This window comes from Arenimonas composti TR7-09 = DSM 18010 (assembly GCF_000426365.1).
Lineage (GTDB): Bacteria > Pseudomonadota > Gammaproteobacteria > Xanthomonadales > Xanthomonadaceae > Arenimonas > Arenimonas composti.
The window spans coordinates 157,477-177,882 of the sequence record NZ_AUFF01000001.1 but is presented as its reverse complement, the minus strand read 5'-3'; the positions used below and the strand labels follow the sequence as shown (position 1 = coordinate 177,882).

Sequence of the window (20,406 nt, the reverse complement as noted above, 5' to 3'; positions counted from 1 at the left end):
TTGTTCTCAACCGGCGACCGTGCGCACCAGCACCGCCAGCAGCACGATGAGGCCCAGGATCATGGCGAACGCGTAGTTGTAGAGACGGCCGTTCTGCACCTGCCGCAGCACGCCGGCGATGCGGTCGACCAGCAGCGCCGAACCATTGACGACGACGCCGTCGATCAGGCCCGCGTCACCCTTCTTCCAGGAGAAGCGGCCGAGGCGGATGCCGCCGCCGGCGAAGCCCTTGATCCACAGGTCGTCGAAGCCGTACTTGTTCTCGAGCACGCGGGTCAGCAGGCGGCCCGGCGCGGTCGCGGCGATGCGCGCCGGCCACTCGGTCTTCCACAGGTACAGCACGGTGGCGGTGGCGAAGCCGGCGAAGGCCAGCCAGAACACCGGCGACTTCCAGAAGTGCAGGCCGAAGCCCACCGCCGCCGACACCCAGCCGTGGTCGGCGTGCCAGAGGTTGTGCGCGGCCGCGCCGACGGTGTCGTGGCGGTCCATGACCTCGATCGCGCCGCGGAAGAAATCGCCGAACAGCATCGGGCCGACGGTGAAGAAGCCGATCAGGATCGACGGGATCGCCAGCAGCACCAGCGGCACCGTCACCACCCACGGCGACTCGTGCGGCTCGTGCGCGCCGTGGCCGTGGTGGCCATGGTCGTCGTGGCCATGGTCGTCGTGCGCGTCGTGATGCGCGGCGTCGCGGAAGCGCTCCCGGCCGTGGAAGGTCAGGTACAGCAGGCGGAAGCTGTAGAAGGCGGTGACGAACACGCCCAGCAGCACCGCCCAGTAGCCGTACTGCCAGACCCAGCCGTCGCGCAGGGTCGCCATCTTCGCGGCCTCGATGATGGTGTCCTTCGAGTAGTAGCCGGAGAAGAACGGCGTGCCGACCAGGGCCAGCGTGCCGATCAGGCTGGTCCAGTAGGTGACCGGCATGTACCTGCGCAGGCCGCCCATCTTGCGCATGTCCTGCTCGTGGTGCATGCCGATGATCACCGAGCCGGCCGCGAGGAACAGCAGCGCCTTGAAGAAGGCGTGGGTCATCAGGTGGAACACCGCCGCCGAGTACGCCGACACGCCGAGCGCGACGGTCATGTAGCCGAGCTGCGACAGCGTCGAATACGCCACGACGCGCTTGATGTCGTTCTGCACGATGCCGATCAGGCCGGTGAAGAAGGCCGTGGTGGCGCCGACGAACAGCACCATCTGCAGCGCCGCCTCGCTCTGCTCGAACAGCGGCGACATGCGCGCCACCATGAAGATGCCGGCGGTCACCATCGTCGCCGCGTGGATCAGCGCCGAGATCGGGGTCGGGCCCTCCATCGAGTCCGGCAGCCAGACGTGCAGCGGCACCTGCGCCGACTTGCCCATCGCGCCGATGAACAGGCAGATGCAGATCAGCGTGACCGGCTCGACCATCCACGGGGTCGACTTCAGGACCATCGTCCAGTCGCCGGTGAACACCTTGCCGGACCACAGGGTGATCGCGTCGTGCAGCCCCGGCGTCGAGGCGTGCGCGAAGGCCGTGGCGTAGTCGAGGGTGCCGATCCACATCAGCACGCCGGCGATGCCCAACAGGAAGCCGAAGTCGCCGACGCGATTGACCAGGAAGGCCTTGAGGTTCGCGAAGATCGCCGTCGGCCGCTTGTACCAGAAGCCGATCAGCAGGTAGGACACCAGGCCCACCGCTTCCCAGCCGAAGAACAGCTGCAGGAAGTTGTTGCTCATCACCAGCATCAGCATCGAGAAGGTGAAGAGCGAGATGTAGCTGAAGAAGCGCTGGTAACCGGGGTCTTCGGCCATGTAGCCGATCGTGTAGACGTGGACCAGCAGCGACACGAAGGTCACCACCACCATCATCATCGCGGTCAGGGTGTCGACCATGAAGCCGACGTGGGCCGCGTAGCCGCCGACCTGGAAGAACGTGTAGACGTTCTGGTTGAACGGGTCGGCGTGCTGCCCCACCAGTTGCCAGAGCACCTGCACCGACAGCGCACAGCTGACGGCGACGCCGAGGATGGTGACCCAGTGCGCGCCGGCGCGGCCGACCTGGCGACCGAAGAGGCCGGCGATGGCGCTGCCGAACAGCGGTGCGAGCGCGATCACCAGGAGCGTGTTCATCGAGATCATCGCGCGTCAGCCCTTCAGCGAGTCGAGTTCGGCGACGTTGATCGTCCGCCGGTTGCGGAACAGCGTGACCAGGATGGCCAGGCCGATCGCCGCCTCGGCCGCCGCCACGGTCAGGATGAAGAAGACGAAGATCTGGCCGGAGACGTCGCCGAGGAAGCGCGAGAAGGCGACGAAGTTGATGTTCACCGAAAGCAGCATCAGCTCGATGGACATCAGCAGCACGATCACGTTCTTGCGGTTGATGAAGATGCCCGCGACCGCGATGCAGAACAGGATCGCGGCGAGCGCGAGGTAGTGGCCCAGGGTGATCACGGGGTGTCCTCCCGGCGGCCTTCGGCCGGCATCTTGACGAGGCGCACGCGGTCGTCGCGGCGCACGGCGACCTGGCGCGCGGGATCCTGGTGCTTGGTGCCCGGACGGCGGCGCAGGGTCAGCATCACGGCGACGATCAGCGCGACGGTCAGGATCACCGCGGCGATTTCGAACGGCAGGATGTACTTGCTGAACAGGGTCTCGCCGATCCACTGCAGGTTGGTCTTGCCGAGCGCGGCGGCCGGATCGGTGTCCGCCAGCACGACGTCGAAACGCTGCTTGCCGATCAGCATCATCAGCTCGGCCGCCATCACCACGACCACGGCGCCGGTCAGCGGCAGGTGCTTCACGAAGCCCTCGCGCAGCGGCGTGGTGTTGATGTCGAGCATCATCACGACGAAGAGGAACAGCACCATCACCGCGCCGATGTAGACCAGCACCAGCACGACGCCGAGGAATTCGGCCTGCAGCAGCAGCCACAGCAGCGCGGCGGAGAAGAAGGTCAGCACCAGGCTGAGCACGGCGTGCACCGGGTTCTTCACCAGGATCACGCCCAGCGCGGCCAGCACGGTGACGATGGCGAAGGCCAGGAAGGCGGCGAGTTCGTAGGTCATGGTCCGGGCCTCAGCGGTAGGGCGCGTCGGCGGCGCGCCGCTCGGCGATCTCGGCTTCGAGGCGATCGCCGATCGCCAGCAGCTGCGGCTTGGTGACGACGTTCTCGCCGCGCTTCTCGAAGTGGTACTCGTGGATGTGCGTCTCGACGATCGAGTCGACCGGGCAGCTCTCCTCGCAGAAGCCGCAGTAGATGCACTTGAACAGGTCGATGTCGTAGCGCGTGGTGCGGCGCGAGCCGTCGTCGCGCGGTTCCGAGTCGATCGTGATCGCCAGCGCCGGGCACACCGCCTCGCAGAGCTTGCAGGCGATGCAGCGCTCCTCGCCGTTCGGGTAGCGGCGCAGCGCGTGCAGGCCGCGGAAGCGCGGCGACTGCGGCGTCTTCTCGAACGGATAGTTGAGCGTGTACTTGGGCTTGAACATGTAGCCCATCGTCAGCTTCATGCCGGCCAGCAGTTCGAGCAGCAGCAGGCTCTTGAGGTAGTTGGTGATGCGATTCATGGCTTCCTCAGGCGCCCAGCGTGAACCATTCGTTGTAGGCGGCGATCGCCGTCACGAAGATCCAGAAGATCGTGATGGGGATGAACACCTTCCAGCCCAGACGCATGATCTGGTCGTAGCGGTAGCGCGGGAACGTGGCGCGGAACCACAGGAACGAGAACGCGAAGAACGCGAACTTCGCCGCCAGCCACCACCAGCCCGGCTCGCCGATGAAGCCCCACGAAGCCGGGAACGGCGACAGCCAGCCACCGAGGAACAGCAGCGAGGTCAGCAGGCTGACCAGCATCATGTTCGCGTACTCGGCCAGGAAGAAGATCGCGAACGCGGAGCCCGAGTACTCGACGTGGAAGCCGGCGACGATTTCCGATTCGCCTTCGGCGACGTCGAACGGCGCGCGGTTGGTCTCGGCGACGCCGCTGATGAAGTAGATGACGAACAGCGGGAACAGCGGCAGCCAGAACCACTCGAACAGGCCGGCATCGCCCGCCTGCGCGTAGACGATTTTCGACAGGTTCATCGAACCCGCGGCGACCAGCACGCCGACCAGCGAGAAGCCCATCGCGATCTCGTAGCTGATCACCTGCGCCGCCGAGCGCAGCGCGCCGAGCACCGCGTACTTCGAGTTCGAGGCCCAGCCGCCGATGATGATGCCGTACACGCCCATCGAGGTCAGGGCCAGCAGCACGAGCAGGCCGGCGTCCATGTTCGCCAGCACCACGCCGTCGTCGAACGGGATCACCGCCCAGGCCGCCAGCGCCGGCGCCAGCGCCAGCAGCGGCGCGAGCCGGAACAGGAACCGGCTGGCGGTCGCCGGCACCAGGATTTCCTTGAACAGCATCTTGAAGACGTCGGCGAAGGCCTGGATCCAGCCGATGCCGAAGAAGCCGCCGATGTACTGCGGCCCCAGGCGCGCATGCATCCAACCGATCACCTTGCGCTCGGCCAGCACGTACATCGCCACGCCCACCACCACCGGCAGGGTGATCGTGATGATCTTCACCAGCGTCCAGGCGACGACACCCCAGGTGCCGAAGGACGTGAAGAATTCGCGGATCGGATCGATCATCTCAGGCCCCCACCACCGCCAGGCCTGCCGTCGGCGACATCGGCGCCGTGGCATCCCAGCCGTTCTCGATCCACGCGGCGCCACGGGCGACACGGGCATCCAGCGCCACCGGTAGCGCGGCGCTGCCGATGCCGTCGCCGACCTTGGCGATCGCACCGTCGACCAGACCGCGCGCCTGCGCGTCTTCGGGGTGCAGCACGATGCGCGCGCCGGTCGACAGCGGGTGCGCGTTCAGTGCCGCGGCGCGGCGCAGCACGGCGTCGCCGCGGTAGATCGGCGTCGTCACGACGCGCTCGAAGCCCTCGCCCGCCGCCGGCGCCGCCGCGAGGCCGCTGCCGTTCGCCGGCGCTTCGGCGGCCAGGCCGGCGCGCAGGCCGTCGATGTCGGTGAAGGCGAAGCCCGGCAGCGCCAGCGCGCCGCCCAGCGCACGCAGTACCTTCCAGCCGGCACGCGCCTCGCCCGGCAGCTTGCCGCCGGCGCGGGTGGCCTGGTCGGTGCCGTCGAGGTTGGTCAGCGTCGCTTCGATCTCCGGCAACAGGCCGATCGGCAGGATCACCTGCGCGACCTGCTTCAGGTCCTCCGACGCGTACGCGGCGAAGGCGACGACCTTCGCGCCGGCCATCGCCTTCAACGCGGCGGCACCGTGCGCGAAGTCGTAGCGCGGCTCGACGCCGTAGAGCACGTAGGCCGACTGCGCCTGTGCCAGCATCGCCGCGGCGTCGAGGCCGCCGGCCGCCGGCCGCACGCCGTGCCGGGCCAGGCCGATCGCGTTGGCGCCCTGCGGCAGGCGCGCGAGCTTCGCCCCGGTGGCGGCGGCGAGCGCGCGCGCGGTGGCGCGCAGCCAGGAGGCCTGCGGATGGTTCTCGGCGACTTCGCCGAGCACGACATACGCGTTATCGGCCGCCTTCAGCGCCTCGGAGGCATTGCGGTGCACGGCAGCGGCGACGTCGTCGCCGGATTCCGCCGACACGCCGGACGGCAGCGCCGCACCGGCCGCGTGCGCCAGCGCCGCGAAGGCCGCCGGCAGCTTCGACGGCGCGACGATGCGCTTGCCGGCGACGGCGAAAGTCGTCGCGAAATCGACCGGGTTGATCGTGTACACCTTCGCGCCGCGCTTCGCCGCCTCGTGCACGCGGTGGTGCAGCAGCGGCACTTCGTGGCGCAGGTTGCAGCCGACGAGCACCACCACGTCGGCGCGCTCGAGCTGCGCCGACGGCGCCGCGAACGGCTCGGCGAACGCGGCGTCGGCGAAGTCGGTGGCCTTCAGGCGATGGTCGATGTTGCCGGTGCCGATGCCCGTGGCGAGACGGGCCAGCAGGGCACCCTCCTCGTTCGAGGTGGCCGGGTGCGCGAGCACGCCGACGGACTGGCCGGCGTCCTTCAGCAGCTTCGCTGCGGCGGCCAGCGCTTCGTCCCAGCTCGCCTCGCGCCAGGCCTCACCCTCGCGGACCAGCGGACGCGTCGCGCGGTCGGCGGCGTACAGGCCTTCGTGCGAATAGCGGTCGCGGTCCGACAGCCAGCACTCGTTCACCGCCTCGTTGTCGCGCGGAACGGTGCGCAGGATCTCGCCGCGGCGGGCGTGCAGGTAGAGGTTGGAACCGAGCGCGTCGTGGTAACCGATCGACTCGCGGGCGATCAGCTCCCAGGCGCGGGCGCGGAAACGGAACACCTTGTTGGTCAGCGCGCCGACCGGGCAGACGTCGATGACGTTGCCGGACAGCTCGGTCATCAGCGGCTTGCCGTCGTAGGTGCCGATCTGCAGGTTCTCGCCACGGCTCATGCCGCCGAGTTCGTAGGTGCCGGCGACTTCCGCGGTGAAGCGGACGCAGCGCGTGCACTGGATGCAGCGGGTCATCTCGGTGGCGACCAGCGGACCGAGGTCCTCGTCCGGCACCACGCGCTTGCGGTCGACGTAGCGGGACACGCTGCGGCCGTAACCCACCGACAGGTCCTGCAGTTCGCACTCGCCGCCCTGGTCGCAGATCGGGCAGTCGAGCGGATGGTTGATCAGCAGGAACTCCATGACGTTGCGCTGCGCATCGAGCGCGCGCTTGGTCCGGGTGGTGACCTTCATGCCTTCCATCACCGGCGTGGCGCAGGCGGGCGCGGGCTTGGGCATCTTCTCGACGTCGACCAGGCACATGCGGCAGTTGGCCGCGATCGGCAGCTTCTCGTGGTAGCAGAAGCGCGGAATCGGGATGCCGGCCTTGTCGGCGGCCTGGATGATCATCGAGCCTTTCGGCGCCGTCATCGGCACGCCGTCGATCTCGATGGTGACGACATCGGGGGCGGTATTGGTGGGGACGGCGCTCATGCGGCCTGCTCCGTGCGGACGAGCGTGCCGGCGGCCTCGTCGTCGACGTAGAAACGCTTGTTCACGATCGCGTATTCGAACTCGTGCCAGTAGTGGCGCAGGAAGCCCTGCACCGGCCACGCGGCGGCCTCGCCGAACGCGCAGATCGTGTGTCCCTCGATCTGGCCGGCGGCCTGGCGCAGCATCTGCAGGTCGTCCAGCGACGCCTCGAAATTGGCGATGCGGGTCAGCATGCGGTGCATCCAGCCGGTGCCCTCGCGGCACGGCGTGCACTGGCCGCAGCTTTCCTTGTAGTAGAAGCGGGAGATGCGCAGGCAGGCGCGCACCATGCAGGTGCCTTCCGCCATCACCACGACCGCGCCCGAACCCAGGCCCGAACCGGCCTTCTGGATCGAGTCGTAGTCCATCGTGCAGGCCAGCATCGTCTCGGCCGGCAGCACCGGCATCGACGAACCGCCGGGGATCACGCCCTTGAGCTTCCTGCCGCCCTTGACGCCGCCGGCCATCGCCAGCAGGTCGGCGAACGGGGTGCCGAGGCGGATCTCGAAGTTGCCCGGGTTCTCGACGTGGCCGGAGACCGAGAAGATCTTCGGGCCGCCGTTGTTCGGCTTGCCGAGGCCCAGGAACCACTCCGGGCCGTTGCGCATGATCGCCGGCACCGAGGCATAGGTCTCGGTGTTGTTGATCGTGGTCGGGCGGCCGAACAGGCCGTAGTTCGCCGGGAACGGCGGCTTGTAGCGCGGCTGGCCCTTCTTGCCCTCGAGCGACTCCATCATCGCGGTCTCTTCGCCGCAGATGTAGGCGCCGGCGCCGAGCGCGGCGTGGATGTCGACGTCGACGCCCGAGCCCTGGATGTCCTTGCCGAGCCAGCCGTTCGCGTAGGCCTCCTTCAGCGCCTCCTCGAAGTGCTCGAAGGGCTCGTGATGGAACTCGCCGCGCAGGTAGTTGTAGCCGACGGTGCAGCCGGTCGCGTAGCAGGCGATCGCCATGCCCTCGATCACCGCGTGCGGGTTGTAGCGCAGGATGTCGCGGTCCTTGCAGGTGCCCGGCTCGGACTCGTCGGAGTTGCAGAGGATGTACTTCTGCCCCGGCGCGCTGCGCGGCATGAAGCTCCACTTCAGGCCGGTCGGGAAGCCGGCGCCGCCGCGGCCGCGCAGGCCGGACTGCTTGACCATGTCGACGACGGTGGCCGGATCGGGCTTCTCGGCGAGGATCTTGCGCCACGCGGCATAGCCGCCGGTCTTGAGGTAGTTCTCGTACGACCACGGCTTGTCGAAGTGCAGCGTCGTGTAGACGACGTTGTGCTCCTGCGGCGCCGGGCCGACCGGGCCGGTGGGTTCGGCGTAGTGAGAGTGATGCGCCATGTCCCTGCCCTTACTCCAGTGCGTCCAGCAGCGCGTCGACCTGCGCCGGCGTCAGCTTCTCGTGGTAGTGGCCGTCGATCAGCACGACCGGCGCGGCGGCACAGGCGGCCACGCATTCCTCTTCCATCTTCAGGTAGATGCGGCCGTCGGGCGTGGACTCGCCGTGGCGGATGCCGAGCTTGCGTTCGCAGTGGCGCACGAGGTCCTCGGCGCCGTTGAGCCAGCAGCTGATGTTCGTGCAGATCGCGACCTTGTGCCGGCCGACCGGCTGCAGGTCGAACATCGAGTAGAACGTCGCGACCTCGTAGGCCCACACCGGCGGGATGCCGAGATATTTGGCGACCGCGGCGATGATCTCGTCGCTGAGCCAGCCGCCGTTCTGCTCCTGCGCTGCCATCAGGCCCTGGATCACCGCCGAGCGGCGGCGGTCCGGCGGGAACTTGCCGCACCAGTGGTCGATGTGCGCGCGGGTGGCGTCGCTGAGCGCGACCATCGGGTCGACGTTCTGCGCCGCGGCGAAATTTCCGGTGGCTTTCATCTTTCGCGGGTCCTCAGCGGTCGATTTCGCCGAACACGATGTCGTAGGTACCGATCATCGCGACCACGTCGGGCAGCATGTGCCCGCGCACGATCGTGTCCATCGACGACAGGTGGGCGAAGCCCGGCGCGCGCAGCTTCAGGCGGAACGGCTTGTTGGCGCCGTCGGAGATCACATAGGCGCCGAACTCGCCCTTCGGCGCCTCGACCGCGGCATACGCCTCGCCGGCCGGCACGCTGTAGCCCTCGGTGAAGAGCTTGAAGTGGTGGATCAGGGCTTCCATGTCGTCCTTCATCTCGGCACGGGACGGCGGCGCGACCTTGTAGTTGCGCACCATCACCGGACCGGGATTGGCCCGCAGCCACTGCACGCACTGCTTGATGATCCGGTTCGACTGGCGCATCTCCTCGACGCGCACGAGATAGCGGTCGTAGCAGTCGCCGTTGACGCCCACCGGGATGTCGAAGTCGACGTCGGCGTAGGCGGCGTACGGCTGCTTCTTGCGCAGGTCCCAGGCCAGGCCGGAGCCACGCAGCATCGGCCCGGTCATGCCCCAGGCCAGCGCCATCTCCGGCGGCACGACGCCGATGCCGACGGTGCGCTGCTTCCAGATGCGGTTGTCGGTGAGCAGCGTCTCGTATTCGTCGACGCGCTTCGGGAAGTCGTCGGTGAAGGCATCGAGGAAGTCGAGCAGCGAACCCTCGCGCCAGGCGTTGGCGCGCTTGAGCTCGCCGCCCTTGCGCCACGGCGACTCGCGGTAGGCCGGCATGCGGTCGGGGAGATCGGCCTTGACGCCGCCCGGACGGTAGTAGGCCGCATGCATGCGGGCGCCACTGACCGCCTCGTAGCAGTCCATCAGTTCCTCGCGCTCGCGGAAGGCGTACAGGAACACCGCCATCGCGCCGAGGTCGAGGCCGTTCGAGCCGATCCACATCAGGTGGTTCAGGATGCGGGTGATCTCGTCGAACATCGTGCGGATGTACTGCGCGCGCACCGGCGCCTCGATCCCCACCAGGGTCTCGATCGCGCGCACGTAGGCGTGCTCGTTGCACATCATCGACACGTAGTCCAGGCGATCCATGTAACCGATCGACTGGTTGTAGGGCTTGGACTCGGCCAGCTTCTCGGTGCCGCGATGCAGCAGGCCGACGTGCGGGTCGGCGCGCTGCACGACCTCGCCGTCCATCTCCAGCACCAGGCGCAGCACGCCGTGCGCGGCCGGATGCTGCGGGCCGAAGTTGAGGGTGTAGTTGCGGATTTCCTGCGTCACGGGGTGCCCTCGCCCTTGCTCGGCTGTTCGGCGGCGGCCTGCTGCCAGCGCGAATCCTCGCGGATGACGCGCGGCACGCCGACGCGCGGATCGATCGACACCGGTTCGTAGACCACACGGCCGCGCTCGGCGTCGTAGCGCACCTCGACGTTGCCGATCAGCGGGAAGTCCTTGCGGAACGGATGCCCGACGAAACCGTAGTCGGTGAGGATGCGGCGCAGGTCCGGGTGACCCTCGAAGACGATGCCGAACAGGTCGAACGCCTCGCGCTCGAACCAGTTCGCGACCGGGTACACCGGCACCAGCGAAGCCACCACCGGCAGCGCGTTGTCCGGCGCGAAGCAGCGGATGCGCAGGCGGCGGTTGTGGCGCACGCTCAGCAGGTGCACGACGACGGCGTAGCGGCGATCCGGACCGTTGCCGAGCGGGCGGTTCTCCCAGCGGAAGCGGCCCGGGCCGTGTTCGCCCTCGACGCCGCGCGAGAAGCCCTCGTCGGTGACGTCGTCGGTCTCCCACTCGTCGCTGCCCCAGCCGAGGTAGTCGACGCCGCACAGGTCGATCAGCTGCTCGAAGTGCAGCTCGGGATCGTCGCGCAGCGCGCGCGTGGCGGCCTCCCACGCATCGGCGCGGATCTCGGCGGTGACTTCGCCGTGCGGCGCCTGCACCACCGACACCAGCCGGTCCTGCAGGCATGCCTTGAGGCGATCGATGAAGCTCGTCGTCGGTTCGACCATGGCGGCTGCGGGGTCCTTCAGCGGGCGATCGTGTTCGTGCGGCGGATCTTCTTCTGCAGCTGCAGGATGCCGTGGATCAGCGCCTCGGCCGTCGGCGGGCAGCCCGGCACGTAGATGTCGACCGGCACGACGCGATCACAACCGCGCACGACCGCATAGGAATAGTGGTAGTAGCCGCCGCCGTTGGCGCAGCTGCCCATCGAGATGACCCACTTCGGGTCGGGCATCTGGTCGTAGACCTTGCGCAGCGCCGGCGCCATCTTGTTGACCAGGGTGCCGGCGACGATCATCACGTCGGACTGGCGCGGCGACGGGCGGAAGATCACGCCGTAACGGTCGAGGTCCAGGCGCGAGGCACCGGCATGCATCATCTCGACCGCGCAGCAGGCCAGGCCGAAGGTGACCGGCCACATCGAGCCGGTACGGGCCCAGTTCACCAGCGCGTCGACCGAGGTCGTGACGAAACCGCGCTCGAGCAGCGGGTTGTCGCCTTCCGGCCGCAGGATGTCGTCGACCCGGCCGATCGGCTCGGGGTTGTTCATCACGCGCGCAATGGAGGACTTCACTCCCATTCGAGCGCTCCCTTCTTCCAGACGTAGACGAAGCCGAGCACCAGCAGGCCGATGAAGATGCCCATCTCGGTGAGGCCGACGATGCCGAGGTTGCGGAAGTTCACCGCCCACGGGAACACGAAGGCGATTTCCAGATCGAAAATGATGAACTGGATCGCGATCAGGTAATAACGCACGTCGAACTGCATGCGCGCGTCCTCGAACGCCTCGAAGCCGCATTCGTACGGCGATGCCTTTTCCGCGTCGGGGTTCTTCGGGCCGAGGGCCCAGCCCAGCACCAGCAGGACGATGCCCAGGCCGGTGGACACGAACAGGAACAGCAGGACCGGCAGATATTCGCCAAGCACGCGTGCATCCTCTTGCGCCCGGAGGCGCGTTCGAAGCCGCCGACCCGCAGCACGGGCGGCGGCCCGTTCAACGATATGGTGCCCAAGGGGGGACTCGAACCCCCACGACTTGCGTCGCTACCACCTCAAGGTAGTGCGTCTACCAATTCCGCCACCTGGGCAGGTGTGCCTCACGCCGAGCCGGCGCGAAGCGGCCGCGATTGTACTCCGTATCAGCCGTTTTCGCTGCCGTTTCCGGCAGCATTCTCGTCTTCCGCGGAGTTCGCCGGAGCGGCTTCCGGCACATCGCCCTGCTCGATCGCAGGGACGGATTCGTTGTCGCCGGCCGCCGGAGCGGCGGCATCGACGGGCGCGGCATCGGCCGGCGCCGACGGCACGCCGTCGGCCGGCGCGCCCGGGATCGCATCGGCGCTGCCCATCGCGCCCAGATCGTCGTCCTGGGTGACCGGCGCCGGAACGCCCGCGCGCTCGTCCTTGTGGTAGTAGGCGATGCCGAGGGTCATCGCGAAGAACACCACCGCCAGCCACTTCGTCGAAGTCGACAGGAAGTTGGCCGAACCACGCGCGCCGAACACGGTCGCCGAGGCACCGGCACCGAAGCCGGAACCCGCGGCGGCACCGGAGCCACGCTGCATGAGGATGAGCACGATCATCGCGACCGCGACCAGCACGTAGATGACACTGACGATGGTGAGCAGCATGTTCTGTATTTACCTCGCCGCCGCGGCGACGATTGCCAGGAAGTCCTGGGCCACGAGGGACGCGCCCCCGATGAGTCCACCGTCGACATCGGGCTGGGCGAACAGCTCGGCGGCGTTGGCGGGTTTCACGCTGCCGCCGTAAAGGATCGGCAGCGAGCCGGCGATTCTAGCATCGAGTGCCCGGACTTCGCCACGCAGGAACGCATGGACCTCCTGGGCCTGTGCCGGCGTGGCCGTGCGGCCGGTGCCGATCGCCCAGACCGGCTCGTAGGCCAGCACGGCGCCGTCGAGGCCGGCGGCCCCGGCCAGTTCGAAGACCGGCGCCAGCTGCTTGCTCAGGCACCATTCGGTCTGCCCGGCCTCGCGCTGGTTCAGGGTCTCGCCGACGCAGAGGATCGGCACCAGCCCGGCCTTGCGCGCGGCGACGAACTTCTCCGCGACCAGCTGGCTGTCCTCCTCGTGGTACTCGCGGCGCTCGGAATGGCCGACCAGCACGTAGCGGCAGCCGACGTCGCGGAGCATGCGCCCGGAGACTTCGCCGGTGTAGGCGCCGTGGTCGTTGAGGTCCAGGTCCTGGGCGCCGAAATGCAGGCCGTGCGCGCCGTAGTGGTCGGCCAGCTCGCCGATGTAGGGCACCGGCGGCAGGATCACGACATCGACCCCGGCCGCGCGCTCGCCGGCGGCGACGGCGTCGAGCAGGCTGCGCGCGAACGCGCGATCGCCATTGAGCTTCCAGTTTCCGGCGACGATTCGTGTGCGCATGGCACCCTCCGCGATCAGGCGCGCAAGGATAGCGCGCCCGTCACGGATTGACGACGCCGCCCGGTGCGGGAAATCGGGGATGCCGTCGGCGCGCGCGTCCGTGGTGATAATGCGGCGAGCCCCGAAACAGCCTGGAAATTCGATGCCGACGACCGCCCCGCCCGACCGCGCCCGCAGCGGCCACGCCCTGATCACCGGCGCTTCCAGCGGCATCGGTGCCGACATCGCCCGCGAGTACGCCCGTCGCGGCAAGCCGCTGGTGCTGGTTGCCCGCCGCGAGGAACGCCTGCGCGCGCTCGCCGACGAACTCGGTGGCCAGGTGCCCTGCACCGTGATCGCCAGCGACCTCGCCGATCCGGCGGCGCCGGCGGCGCTGTTCGCGGCCACCTCGGAACGCGGCATTTTCGTCGATACGCTGGTCAACAACGCCGGCTACGGTGTGCCCGGGCGCTTCCTGTCCGCCGACTGGAAGACCCACGCCGACTTCCTGCAGGTGCTGCTGACCTCGGTCGCCGAGCTGACCTGGCGCTTCCTGCCGGCGATGGAAGCGGCGGGCCACGGCCGCATCCTCAACGTCGCCTCGCTCGCCGGCCTCGTCCCGCCGACCGCGGGCCACACGCTCTACGGCGCCACCAAGGCCTGGCTGATCCGCTTCTCGGAAACCCTCGCCGAGGAGGAGAAGGGCCGCGGCATCCACGTGACCGCGCTCTGCCCCGGCATGACCTACACCGAATTCCACGACGTCAACGGCATGCGCGCCAAGGTCGCGAAGCTGCCGAAGTCGATCTGGCTGTCGAGCGCCGAAGTCGCCCGCCTCGGCGTCGACGCGGTGGAATCCGGCCGCCGCGTCGTCGTCACCGGCCGGGCGAACCGGATGATCGCGGGCCTGTCGAAGTATCTGCCGCAGCCGCTGGCGGCGGCGCTGATCGGGGCGAAGTCGAAGGACTTTCGCGATTCCGACTAGGAAGTAGTGAATAGCAAACAGGAAGTAGCAAGCGGGAGCGCGCGCGATGCGCGCGCGGGCATCGCGGCTGAAGCCGCTCCTACATCTTGCGAGGCGGTGGGCTTAGACCAGCTTGATTTCGCGCAGGCGCTCAAGCAGGTATTCGTGCCCGGTGATCGGGGTCGGATAGCGGTCCGGATTGTCGGCGCTCACGCACTGCGGCAGCGTCCTGATCAGGAAGTCCGGATTCGGGTGCAGGAAGAACGGCGTCGAGTAGCGCGGCTGCCGCGCCTTGTCGCCCGGCGGGTTGACGACGCGGTGGGTCGTCGACGGATACACGTGGTTGCTCAGCCGCTGCAGCATGTCGCCGATGTTGACGACGATGGTGTCCTCGGCGGCGGTGAACGGCACCCACTCGCCCTGGTGCGACAGCACTTCCAGACCCTCGGCGCTGGCACCGACCAGCAGGGTGATGAAGTTGATGTCCTCGTGCGCGCCGGCGCGCACGTTCGGCACGTCCGGGGTGGTGATCGGCGGATAGTGGATCGGCCGCAGGATCGAATTGCCGTGGTCGGTCTTGTCGCGGAACCAGTCCTCGGGCAGGCCGATGTGCAGCGCGAGCGCGCCGAGCACCTGCGAGCCGAGCTCGTCGAGCGCCTGGTACAGGCCGTAGGCGACCTCGCGGAATTCCGGGATCTCCTCCGGCCAGATGTTCGCCGGCATCACCTCGGCATAACGCGAATCACGCGGGATCTCGCGGCCGACGTGCCAGAACTCCTTCAGGTCGAAGTACTGCGCGCCCTTCGCGGTCTCGATGCCGAACGGAGTGTAGCCGCGGGCGCCGCCGCCACCGGGCACGTGGTACTTGCGCTTGACCGCTTCCGGCAGCGCGAAGAAGCGCTGGAACACGTCGTAGGCGCGGTCGATCTGCGCCTGCGGAATGCCGTGGTTGCGGATGCCGGCGAAACCCCACTCGCGATAGCAGGCGCCGAGTTCGGCGACGAAGGCGGCGCGATCCGCGGCGCTGCGCGGGTGGGTGAAACGCTGGACGTCGAGGGTCGGAATGGTGGCGGTCACGGCGGTGTCTCGGAATCACGAGGGTCGACGCGCGATTCTACTCCCCGCCCCGCGGGGACGACCGCCCCGCAGGTGAACGGGCGCCGTCACGGCGTTCTCAGGTGGCCGCGCGCACCACTTCGGCGAGGCGGTCGAGCACCTGCTGCATCAGCGCGCCGTCGTCGGCCTCGACGGTCACGCGCACCACCGGCTCGGTGCCGGAGGGACGCAGCACCAGGCGACCGCGGCCGGACAGCGCCGCCTCGGCCTCGGCACGCGCGGCCTGGACCTCGGCGCGCTCGAGCGGCTTCGCGCCGGCGGCGATCGCCACGTTGACCGTCTGCTGCGGCAGCGGCCGGTAGGCGGCCATCGCCTCGGCCAGCGACTGGCCGGACGTCTCCAGCGCCTCCAGCACCTGCAGGGCGCTGACGATCGCATCGCCGGTGCTGGCGCGGTCGAGGCAGAGGATGTGGCCGGAAGCTTCGCCGCCGAGCACGCCGCCGCGTTCGACCAGCTGCTGGTGCACGTAGCGGTCCCCGACCTTCGCGCGCACGAAGCCGATGCCGAGCCCGGCGAAACCGGACTCGAGCGCGTAGTTGGTCATCAGCGTGCCGACCACCGGGCCGCGAAGGCGGTTGCCCTGCCAGGCGCGGGCAAGGATCCACAACAGGCCGTCGCCGTCGACGAGGTGGCCGTGCTGGTCGACCATCAGCACGCGGTCGCCGTCGCCGTCGAAGGCGATGCCGAGGTCGGCGCCGGTGGACTTCACCTGCGCGATCAGCGCTTCCGGATGCGTCGAGCCGACACCGCGGTTGATGTTCAGGCCATCCGGGTCACCGCCGATCACGTCGACGCTGGCGCCGAGTTCGGCGAACACCCGCGGCGCCACCTGGTAGGTCGCGCCGTGGGCGCAGTCGAGCACGATGCGGCGGCCTTCCAGCGAGAAGCCCTCGGCGACCGTCGACTTGCAGAATTCGGCGTAGCGGGTGATCGCGTCGCCGACGCGGTTGGCCTTGCCGAGCTGTTCCGAGGGCTGGGTGCGGAAGGGCTGTTCGAGTTCCGCCTCGATCGCCGCCTCGACCGCGTCGGCGAGCTTCTCGCCCTGCGCCGAGAAGAACTTGATGCCGTTGTCGTGGTGCGGGTTGTGCGAGGCGCTGATGACGATGCCGGCGTCGGCACGCAGCGTGCGCGTCAGGTAGGCGACCGCCGGCGTCGGCATCGGCCCGAGCAGGCGCACGTCGGCGCCCGCGGCGACGAGGCCGGCTTCCAGCGCCGCCTCGAACATGTAGCCGGAGATGCGGGTGTCCTTGCCGATGACGACGGTCGCGTGGCCGCCGTCGCTGCCGGCCAGCACGCGACCGGCGGCGGCGCCGAGGCGCAGCATGAAATCGGCGGAGATCGGGTAGGTACCGACGCGGCCACGGATGCCGTCGGTGCCGAAATACTTGCGGTCGCTCATCAGGCGGCCACCGGTGCGGAGGGCACGGCCGCGGCATGCGCCGGCTGCCGCATCAGCAGCGCGAGCAGGGAGGCGACCTTGTCGCGCATCTCGCGGCGGTCGACGATCAGGTCGAGGGCACCGTGCTCGACCAGGAATTCCGAGCGCTGGAAGCCTTCCGGCAGCGTCTCGCGCACCGTCTGCTCGATCACGCGCGGACCGGCGAAGCCGATCAGCGCCTGCGGCTCGCCGATGTTGATGTCGCCGAGCATCGCGAACGAGGCCGACACGCCGCCGGTGGTCGGATGCGTCAGCACCGACACGAAGGGCAGCCCGGCCGCGCGCAGCCGGCCCAGCGCCGCCGAGGTCTTGGCCATCTGCATCAGCGAGAACAGGCCTTCCTGCATGCGCGCACCGCCGGTCGCCGAGAAGCAGACCATCGGGCAGCCGATCTCGCGGGCGCGCTCGGCCGCCAGCGCGAAGCGCTCGCCGACCACCGAGCCCATCGAACCGCCCATGAAGCGGAACTCGAAGGCCGCCGCGCAGACCGGCCGCCCCTTCAGCAGGCCCTGCACGGCGATCAGCGCATCGCGCTCGCCGGTCGCCTTCTGCGAGGCCTTGATGCGGTCGGCGTACTTCTTCTGGTCACGGAAATGCAGCGCGTCGACCGGGCCGAGCGCGGCGCCGATCTCCTCGCCGCCCTCCTCGTCCAGGAAGCTGGCCAGGCGCTCGCGGGCGCCGATCGCCATGTGGTGCGAACACTTCGGGCACACCCGCAGGTTCTTCTCGAGCTCCGGCCCGTACAGCGCGGCGCCGCACTTGTCGCATTTCTCCCACAGGCCTTCGGGTACGCCGCGCTTGCCGCCCCCCTGGGTGCGGATGCGCGAGGGCATCAGATTGGTCAGCCAGCTCATCGGGGCTCCGGCGGGTGATGAAAGGCGGCAGTTTAGCGCCGGGTCGCGTCGAGCGCCTCACGCAGCGGCCGCAGGAAGGCGGCTGCACGCTGCGCCGCCTCCTCCGCCCCGGCCGCCTCGGCGATCGCCGCGACCAGGGCACTGCCGACGACGACGCCGTCGGCCTGCGGTGCCAGTGCGGCCGCGCTGGCCGCGTCGCGGATGCCGAAACCGACCAGCACCGGCACCCGCACCTGCGCGCGCACGCTGGCGACGCGCGCGCCGACCGCGGCGACGTCGAGGCCGGCGGCGCCGGTCACGCCGGCGAAGGACACGTAGTAGACATAGCCTTGGGCATCACGGGCGACCTGCGCCAGGCGTGCATCCGAGGTGGTCGGCGCGACCAGCGGCACCAGCTGCAGGCCGGCGGCATTCAGCGCGACACGAGTCGGACCGGCCTCCTCGGCCGGCAGGTCGACCAGCAGCACGCCGTCGACACCGGCGTCGGCGGCCGCGCGCGCGAAGGCCTCGACACCGATGATCTCGACCGGGTTCAGATAGCCCATCAGCACCACCGGTGTGTCGGCGTCGTCGCGGCGGAATTCGGCGACCATCGCCAGCACGCGGCGCAGGCCGGCGCCGCGCGCGATCGCGCGCTCGGAGCTGCGCTGGATCACCGGGCCGTCCGCCATCGGATCCGAGAACGGCACCCCGAGCTCGAGCACGTCCGCCCCCGCCGCGACCAGCGCATGCAGCACCGGCACCGTCGCCGCGAGCGAGGGATCGCCGGCGGTCACGAAGGGCACGAGGGCCGGGCGGCGCGACTTCTTGAGGGACTGCAGCTTCTGGTCGATGCGGTTCATCGGAAGACCCGAGTAACGAGTGGAGAGTAACGAGCAACGAGTGAGGGCGCGCGCCTTCGGCGCGAGGGGCGAGTGCCGGAGCGATGCAGTTCGCGCGCAGCGCGCGCGTCTACTCGTTGCTCGTTCCTCTCCACTCGTTACTCAGAGTTCGATGCCTTCACGCCTCGCGATCGTGAAGATGTCCTTGTCGCCCCGGCCGCTCAGGTTGCACAGCACGAGGGCGTCGCGGGGCAGTTCGCGGGCGAGGCGGATGGCCATCGCGACGGCGTGGCTGGACTCGAGCGCGGCGAGGATGCCCTCGCTGCGCGCGAGCAGGTGGAAGGCCTGCATCGCCTCGTCGTCGGTCACGCCCTGGTAGTCGGCGCGGCCGGTGTCCTTGAGGAAGGCGTGTTCGGGGCCGACGCCGGGATAGTCGAGGCCGGCGGAGATCGAGTGCGTCTCGGTGATCTGGCCGTCGTCGTCGCAGATCACGTAGGTGCGGTTGCCGTGCAGCACGCCGGGCCGGCCGGCGACGAGCGAGGCGGCGTGGCGGCCGGTGGCGATGCCGTCGCCGGCGGCCTCGGCACCGACCAGGCGCACGTCGCGGTCGTTGAGGAAGGCGTGGAAGATGCCGATCGCATTGCTGCCGCCGCCGACGCAGGCGGTGACCGCGTCCGGCAGCCGGCCGTATTCCTCCAGCAACTGCGCCCTCGCCTCGCGCCCGACCACGGCGTTGAAGTCGCGCACCATCTTCGGATACGGGTGCGGGCCGGCGACGGTGCCGATGATGTAGAAGGTCTCGTGCACGTTCGTGACCCAGTCGCGCATCGCCTCGTTCAGCGCGTCCTTCAGCGTCTTCGAACCGCTGTGCACCGGCACCACGGTGGCGCCGAGCAGCTTCATGCGGAACACGTTCGGCGCCTGCCGCTCGACATCGGTGGCGCCCATGTAGACGACGCATTCCAGGCCCAGGCGCGCCGCGACGGTGGCGCTGGCGACGCCGTGCTGGCCGGCGCCGGTCTCGGCGATGATGCGGCGCTTGCCCATGCGCTGCGCCAGCATCGCCTGGCCGATGGTGTTGTTGATCTTGTGCGCGCCGGTGTGGTTCAGGTCCTCGCGCTTGAGCAGGATGCGGGCGCCGCCGACCTGGGCCGACAGCCGCCTGGCCTCGTAGACCGGTGACGGCCGGCCGACGTAGTGGCGGTAATCGTCCTGCAGCTCGGCGAGGAAGTCCGGGTCCCGGTGCCAGCGTTCGTAGGCGGCGGCGAGCTCGCGCAGCGGCTCGATCAGGGTTTCGGCGACGAAGGTGCCGCCCCAGCGGCCGTAGTGGCCGTCGGCATCGGGCCACGCCGCGAAATCGGCGATGTCGGCGGCGGCGGGGAGCTCATTCGTTGCGGTCTGCACGGCGGGTCTCTTCGACGAACTGCTGCATCTTCGCGCCGTCCTTGATGCCCGGCGCGCTCTCGATGCCGCTGCTGACGTCGACCGCGTAGGGCCGCGCGATGCGGATCGCCTCGCCGACATTGCCCGCGTTCAGGCCACCGGCGAGGAAGACCGGCCTGGGCAGCGGCGGGATGGTCGACCAGTCGAAGCGCGCGCCGGCGCCGCCGGGTTCGCCGGGGCGATGGCCGTCGAGCAGGAAGGCACTGGCCGAAGGGTAGCGTTTCCGCGCCATCGCCGCATCGTCGGCGCCGCCGCCCATCGCCAGCGTCTTGACGAACGGCAGGCCGAAACCGCGGCAGAAGGCATCGTCCTCGCGACCGTGGAACTGCAGCAGCGTCGGCCGCAGCGCGCGGATCGCCGTGTCGACCTCGCTGCCCGGGTTGTCCATGAACAGCGCGACGACGTCGACCAGCGGCGGCACCGCGGCGCGCAGGCCGGCGGCGTCGGCCGCTTCGATCCGGCGCGGGCTGCGCGCCGCGAACACGAAGCCGACCGCATCGACGCCGAGTTCGGCGGCCAGGCGGACGTCACCGGGACGGGTCAGGCCGCAGAACTTGATACGGATGCGCATGCGTGGATC

Annotated in this window: 21 protein-coding genes and 1 tRNA gene; 1 reads left to right on the top strand and 21 read right to left on the bottom strand. The window is 69.3% G+C overall.

All coding sequences use genetic code 11. The features are described from left to right. Window positions 1-6: 6 nt before the first annotated feature. The 15 genes from nuoL to tpiA form a co-directional block, all read right to left on the bottom strand. Window positions 7-2,118, bottom strand: a complete 2,112-nt coding sequence (gene nuoL, locus K311_RS0100875) for an NADH-quinone oxidoreductase subunit L (RefSeq protein WP_026815744.1) — start codon at window positions 2,116-2,118, stop codon at window positions 7-9. Window positions 2,119-2,124: 6 nt separating this feature from the next. Beyond that, window positions 2,125-2,430, bottom strand: a complete 306-nt coding sequence (nuoK, locus tag K311_RS0100870) for an NADH-quinone oxidoreductase subunit NuoK (protein ID WP_026815743.1) — start codon at window positions 2,428-2,430, stop codon at window positions 2,125-2,127. After that, window positions 2,427-3,044 (bottom strand): NADH-quinone oxidoreductase subunit J, encoded by a 618-nt coding sequence (locus tag K311_RS0100865; RefSeq protein ID WP_026815742.1) that lies wholly within the window; start codon window positions 3,042-3,044, stop codon window positions 2,427-2,429. The genes nuoK and K311_RS0100865 overlap by 4 nt, the downstream gene beginning before the upstream one ends. Window positions 3,045-3,054: 10 nt before the next feature. Next, window positions 3,055-3,543, bottom strand: coding sequence for an NADH-quinone oxidoreductase subunit NuoI (nuoI, locus tag K311_RS0100860; protein ID WP_026815741.1), 489 nt, complete (start codon window positions 3,541-3,543; stop codon window positions 3,055-3,057). 7 nt (window positions 3,544-3,550) lie between these two features. Next, entirely contained in the window at window positions 3,551-4,609 is a 1,059-nt protein-coding gene (gene nuoH, locus K311_RS14655; protein ID WP_051239349.1) for an NADH-quinone oxidoreductase subunit NuoH, read from the bottom strand. A gap of 1 nt (window position 4,610) precedes the next feature. After that, window positions 4,611-6,923, bottom strand: a complete 2,313-nt coding sequence (gene nuoG, locus K311_RS0100850) for an NADH-quinone oxidoreductase subunit NuoG (protein WP_026815740.1) — start codon at window positions 6,921-6,923, stop codon at window positions 4,611-4,613. Beyond that, the gene (nuoF, locus tag K311_RS0100845) at window positions 6,920-8,287 is read right to left on the bottom strand and encodes an NADH-quinone oxidoreductase subunit NuoF (RefSeq protein ID WP_026815739.1); all 1,368 of its coding nucleotides are present in this window, start codon (window positions 8,285-8,287) and stop codon (window positions 6,920-6,922) included. The genes nuoG and nuoF overlap by 4 nt, the downstream gene beginning before the upstream one ends. Window positions 8,288-8,297: 10 nt before the next feature. Continuing rightward, window positions 8,298-8,825, bottom strand: a complete 528-nt coding sequence (nuoE, locus tag K311_RS0100840) for an NADH-quinone oxidoreductase subunit NuoE (protein WP_026815738.1) — start codon at window positions 8,823-8,825, stop codon at window positions 8,298-8,300. 13 nt (window positions 8,826-8,838) lie between these two features. Further along, window positions 8,839-10,143 carry an NADH-quinone oxidoreductase subunit D gene (locus K311_RS0100835; RefSeq protein ID WP_211223622.1) on the bottom strand — a complete coding sequence of 435 codons (1,305 nt, stop codon included), beginning with the start codon at window positions 10,141-10,143 and terminating at the stop codon, window positions 8,839-8,841. Further along, window positions 10,092-10,829, bottom strand: a complete 738-nt coding sequence (locus K311_RS14650; protein ID WP_043797630.1) for an NADH-quinone oxidoreductase subunit C — start codon at window positions 10,827-10,829, stop codon at window positions 10,092-10,094. The genes K311_RS0100835 and K311_RS14650 overlap by 52 nt, the downstream gene beginning before the upstream one ends. 17 nt (window positions 10,830-10,846) lie before the next feature. Then, entirely contained in the window at window positions 10,847-11,401 is a 555-nt protein-coding gene (locus K311_RS0100825; protein ID WP_043797629.1) for a NuoB/complex I 20 kDa subunit family protein, read from the bottom strand. Beyond that, window positions 11,392-11,748 carry an NADH-quinone oxidoreductase subunit A gene (locus K311_RS0100820; protein ID WP_026815736.1) on the bottom strand — a complete coding sequence of 119 codons (357 nt, stop codon included), beginning with the start codon at window positions 11,746-11,748 and terminating at the stop codon, window positions 11,392-11,394. The genes K311_RS0100825 and K311_RS0100820 overlap by 10 nt, the downstream gene beginning before the upstream one ends. A 76-nt stretch (window positions 11,749-11,824) precedes the next feature. Then, window positions 11,825-11,909 (bottom strand) — tRNA-Leu (locus K311_RS0100815). A 51-nt stretch (window positions 11,910-11,960) separates the two neighbouring features. After that, a complete protein-coding gene (gene secG / locus K311_RS0100810) occupies window positions 11,961-12,449 on the bottom strand; it encodes a preprotein translocase subunit SecG (protein ID WP_026815735.1) in 489 nt (162 codons plus the stop codon). 9 nt (window positions 12,450-12,458) lie between these two features. Beyond that, a complete protein-coding gene (gene tpiA / locus K311_RS0100805) occupies window positions 12,459-13,211 on the bottom strand; it encodes a triose-phosphate isomerase (RefSeq protein ID WP_026815734.1) in 753 nt (250 codons plus the stop codon). 142 nt (window positions 13,212-13,353) lie between these two features. On the opposite strand from tpiA, the gene K311_RS0100800 reads away from it, so the two are divergent. Further along, window positions 13,354-14,175: an SDR family NAD(P)-dependent oxidoreductase gene (locus K311_RS0100800; RefSeq protein WP_051239348.1), complete on the top strand. Its 822-nt coding sequence runs from the start codon at window positions 13,354-13,356 to the stop codon at window positions 14,173-14,175. A 102-nt stretch (window positions 14,176-14,277) separates the two neighbouring features. Here K311_RS0100800 and K311_RS0100795 read toward each other — a convergent pair whose 3' ends face one another. From K311_RS0100795 to K311_RS0100770, 6 genes are all read right to left on the bottom strand, one after another. Continuing rightward, window positions 14,278-15,231 (bottom strand): isopenicillin N synthase family dioxygenase, encoded by a 954-nt coding sequence (locus tag K311_RS0100795; protein ID WP_026815732.1) that lies wholly within the window; start codon window positions 15,229-15,231, stop codon window positions 14,278-14,280. A gap of 97 nt (window positions 15,232-15,328) precedes the next feature. Continuing rightward, window positions 15,329-16,669 carry a phosphoglucosamine mutase gene (glmM, locus tag K311_RS0100790; protein WP_026815731.1) on the bottom strand — a complete coding sequence of 447 codons (1,341 nt, stop codon included), beginning with the start codon at window positions 16,667-16,669 and terminating at the stop codon, window positions 15,329-15,331. Further along, window positions 16,669-17,562 (bottom strand): acetyl-CoA carboxylase, carboxyltransferase subunit beta, encoded by an 894-nt coding sequence (gene accD / locus K311_RS0100785; RefSeq protein WP_026815730.1) that lies wholly within the window; start codon window positions 17,560-17,562, stop codon window positions 16,669-16,671. The genes glmM and accD overlap by 1 nt, the downstream gene beginning before the upstream one ends. Window positions 17,563-17,594: 32 nt before the next feature. Then, complete coding sequence (gene trpA / locus K311_RS0100780) at window positions 17,595-18,404, bottom strand: tryptophan synthase subunit alpha (protein WP_026815729.1); 810 nt, start codon at window positions 18,402-18,404, stop codon at window positions 17,595-17,597. A 141-nt stretch (window positions 18,405-18,545) separates the two neighbouring features. Continuing rightward, window positions 18,546-19,787 carry a tryptophan synthase subunit beta gene (trpB, locus tag K311_RS0100775; protein ID WP_026815728.1) on the bottom strand — a complete coding sequence of 414 codons (1,242 nt, stop codon included), beginning with the start codon at window positions 19,785-19,787 and terminating at the stop codon, window positions 18,546-18,548. Further along, window positions 19,768-20,397 (bottom strand): phosphoribosylanthranilate isomerase, encoded by a 630-nt coding sequence (locus tag K311_RS0100770; protein WP_026815727.1) that lies wholly within the window; start codon window positions 20,395-20,397, stop codon window positions 19,768-19,770. The genes trpB and K311_RS0100770 overlap by 20 nt, the downstream gene beginning before the upstream one ends. Window positions 20,398-20,406 lie beyond the last annotated feature (9 nt).

Bases quoted from the DNA above. Each gene is read 5' to 3' on its own strand.
- nuoG (WP_026815740.1), bottom strand. From the start codon at position 6,923: ATGAGCGCCGTCCCCACCAATACCGCCCCCGATGTCGTCACCATCGAG.
- glmM (WP_026815731.1), bottom strand. From the start codon at position 16,669: ATGAGCGACCGCAAGTATTTCGGCACCGACGGCATCCGTGGCCGCGTC.
- nuoH (WP_051239349.1), bottom strand. From the start codon at position 4,609: ATGATCGATCCGATCCGCGAATTCTTCACGTCCTTCGGCACCTGGGGT.
- trpA (WP_026815729.1), bottom strand. From the start codon at position 18,404: ATGAACCGCATCGACCAGAAGCTGCAGTCCCTCAAGAAGTCGCGCCGC.
- tpiA (WP_026815734.1), bottom strand. From the start codon at position 13,211: ATGCGCACACGAATCGTCGCCGGAAACTGGAAGCTCAATGGCGATCGC.
- K311_RS0100825 (WP_043797629.1), bottom strand. From the start codon at position 11,401: ATGGGAGTGAAGTCCTCCATTGCGCGCGTGATGAACAACCCCGAGCCG.
- nuoE (WP_026815738.1), bottom strand. From the start codon at position 8,825: ATGAAAGCCACCGGAAATTTCGCCGCGGCGCAGAACGTCGACCCGATG.
- K311_RS0100800 (WP_051239348.1), top strand. From the start codon at position 13,354: ATGCCGACGACCGCCCCGCCCGACCGCGCCCGCAGCGGCCACGCCCTG.
- nuoI (WP_026815741.1), bottom strand. From the start codon at position 3,543: ATGAATCGCATCACCAACTACCTCAAGAGCCTGCTGCTGCTCGAACTG.
- nuoF (WP_026815739.1), bottom strand. From the start codon at position 8,287: ATGGCGCATCACTCTCACTACGCCGAACCCACCGGCCCGGTCGGCCCG.
- secG (WP_026815735.1), bottom strand. From the start codon at position 12,449: ATGCTGCTCACCATCGTCAGTGTCATCTACGTGCTGGTCGCGGTCGCG.
- K311_RS14650 (WP_043797630.1), bottom strand. From the start codon at position 10,829: ATGGTCGAACCGACGACGAGCTTCATCGATCGCCTCAAGGCATGCCTG.
- K311_RS0100770 (WP_026815727.1), bottom strand. From the start codon at position 20,397: ATGCGCATCCGTATCAAGTTCTGCGGCCTGACCCGTCCCGGTGACGTC.
- K311_RS0100865 (WP_026815742.1), bottom strand. From the start codon at position 3,044: ATGACCTACGAACTCGCCGCCTTCCTGGCCTTCGCCATCGTCACCGTG.
- nuoL (WP_026815744.1), bottom strand. From the start codon at position 2,118: ATGATCTCGATGAACACGCTCCTGGTGATCGCGCTCGCACCGCTGTTC.
- accD (WP_026815730.1), bottom strand. From the start codon at position 17,562: ATGAGCTGGCTGACCAATCTGATGCCCTCGCGCATCCGCACCCAGGGG.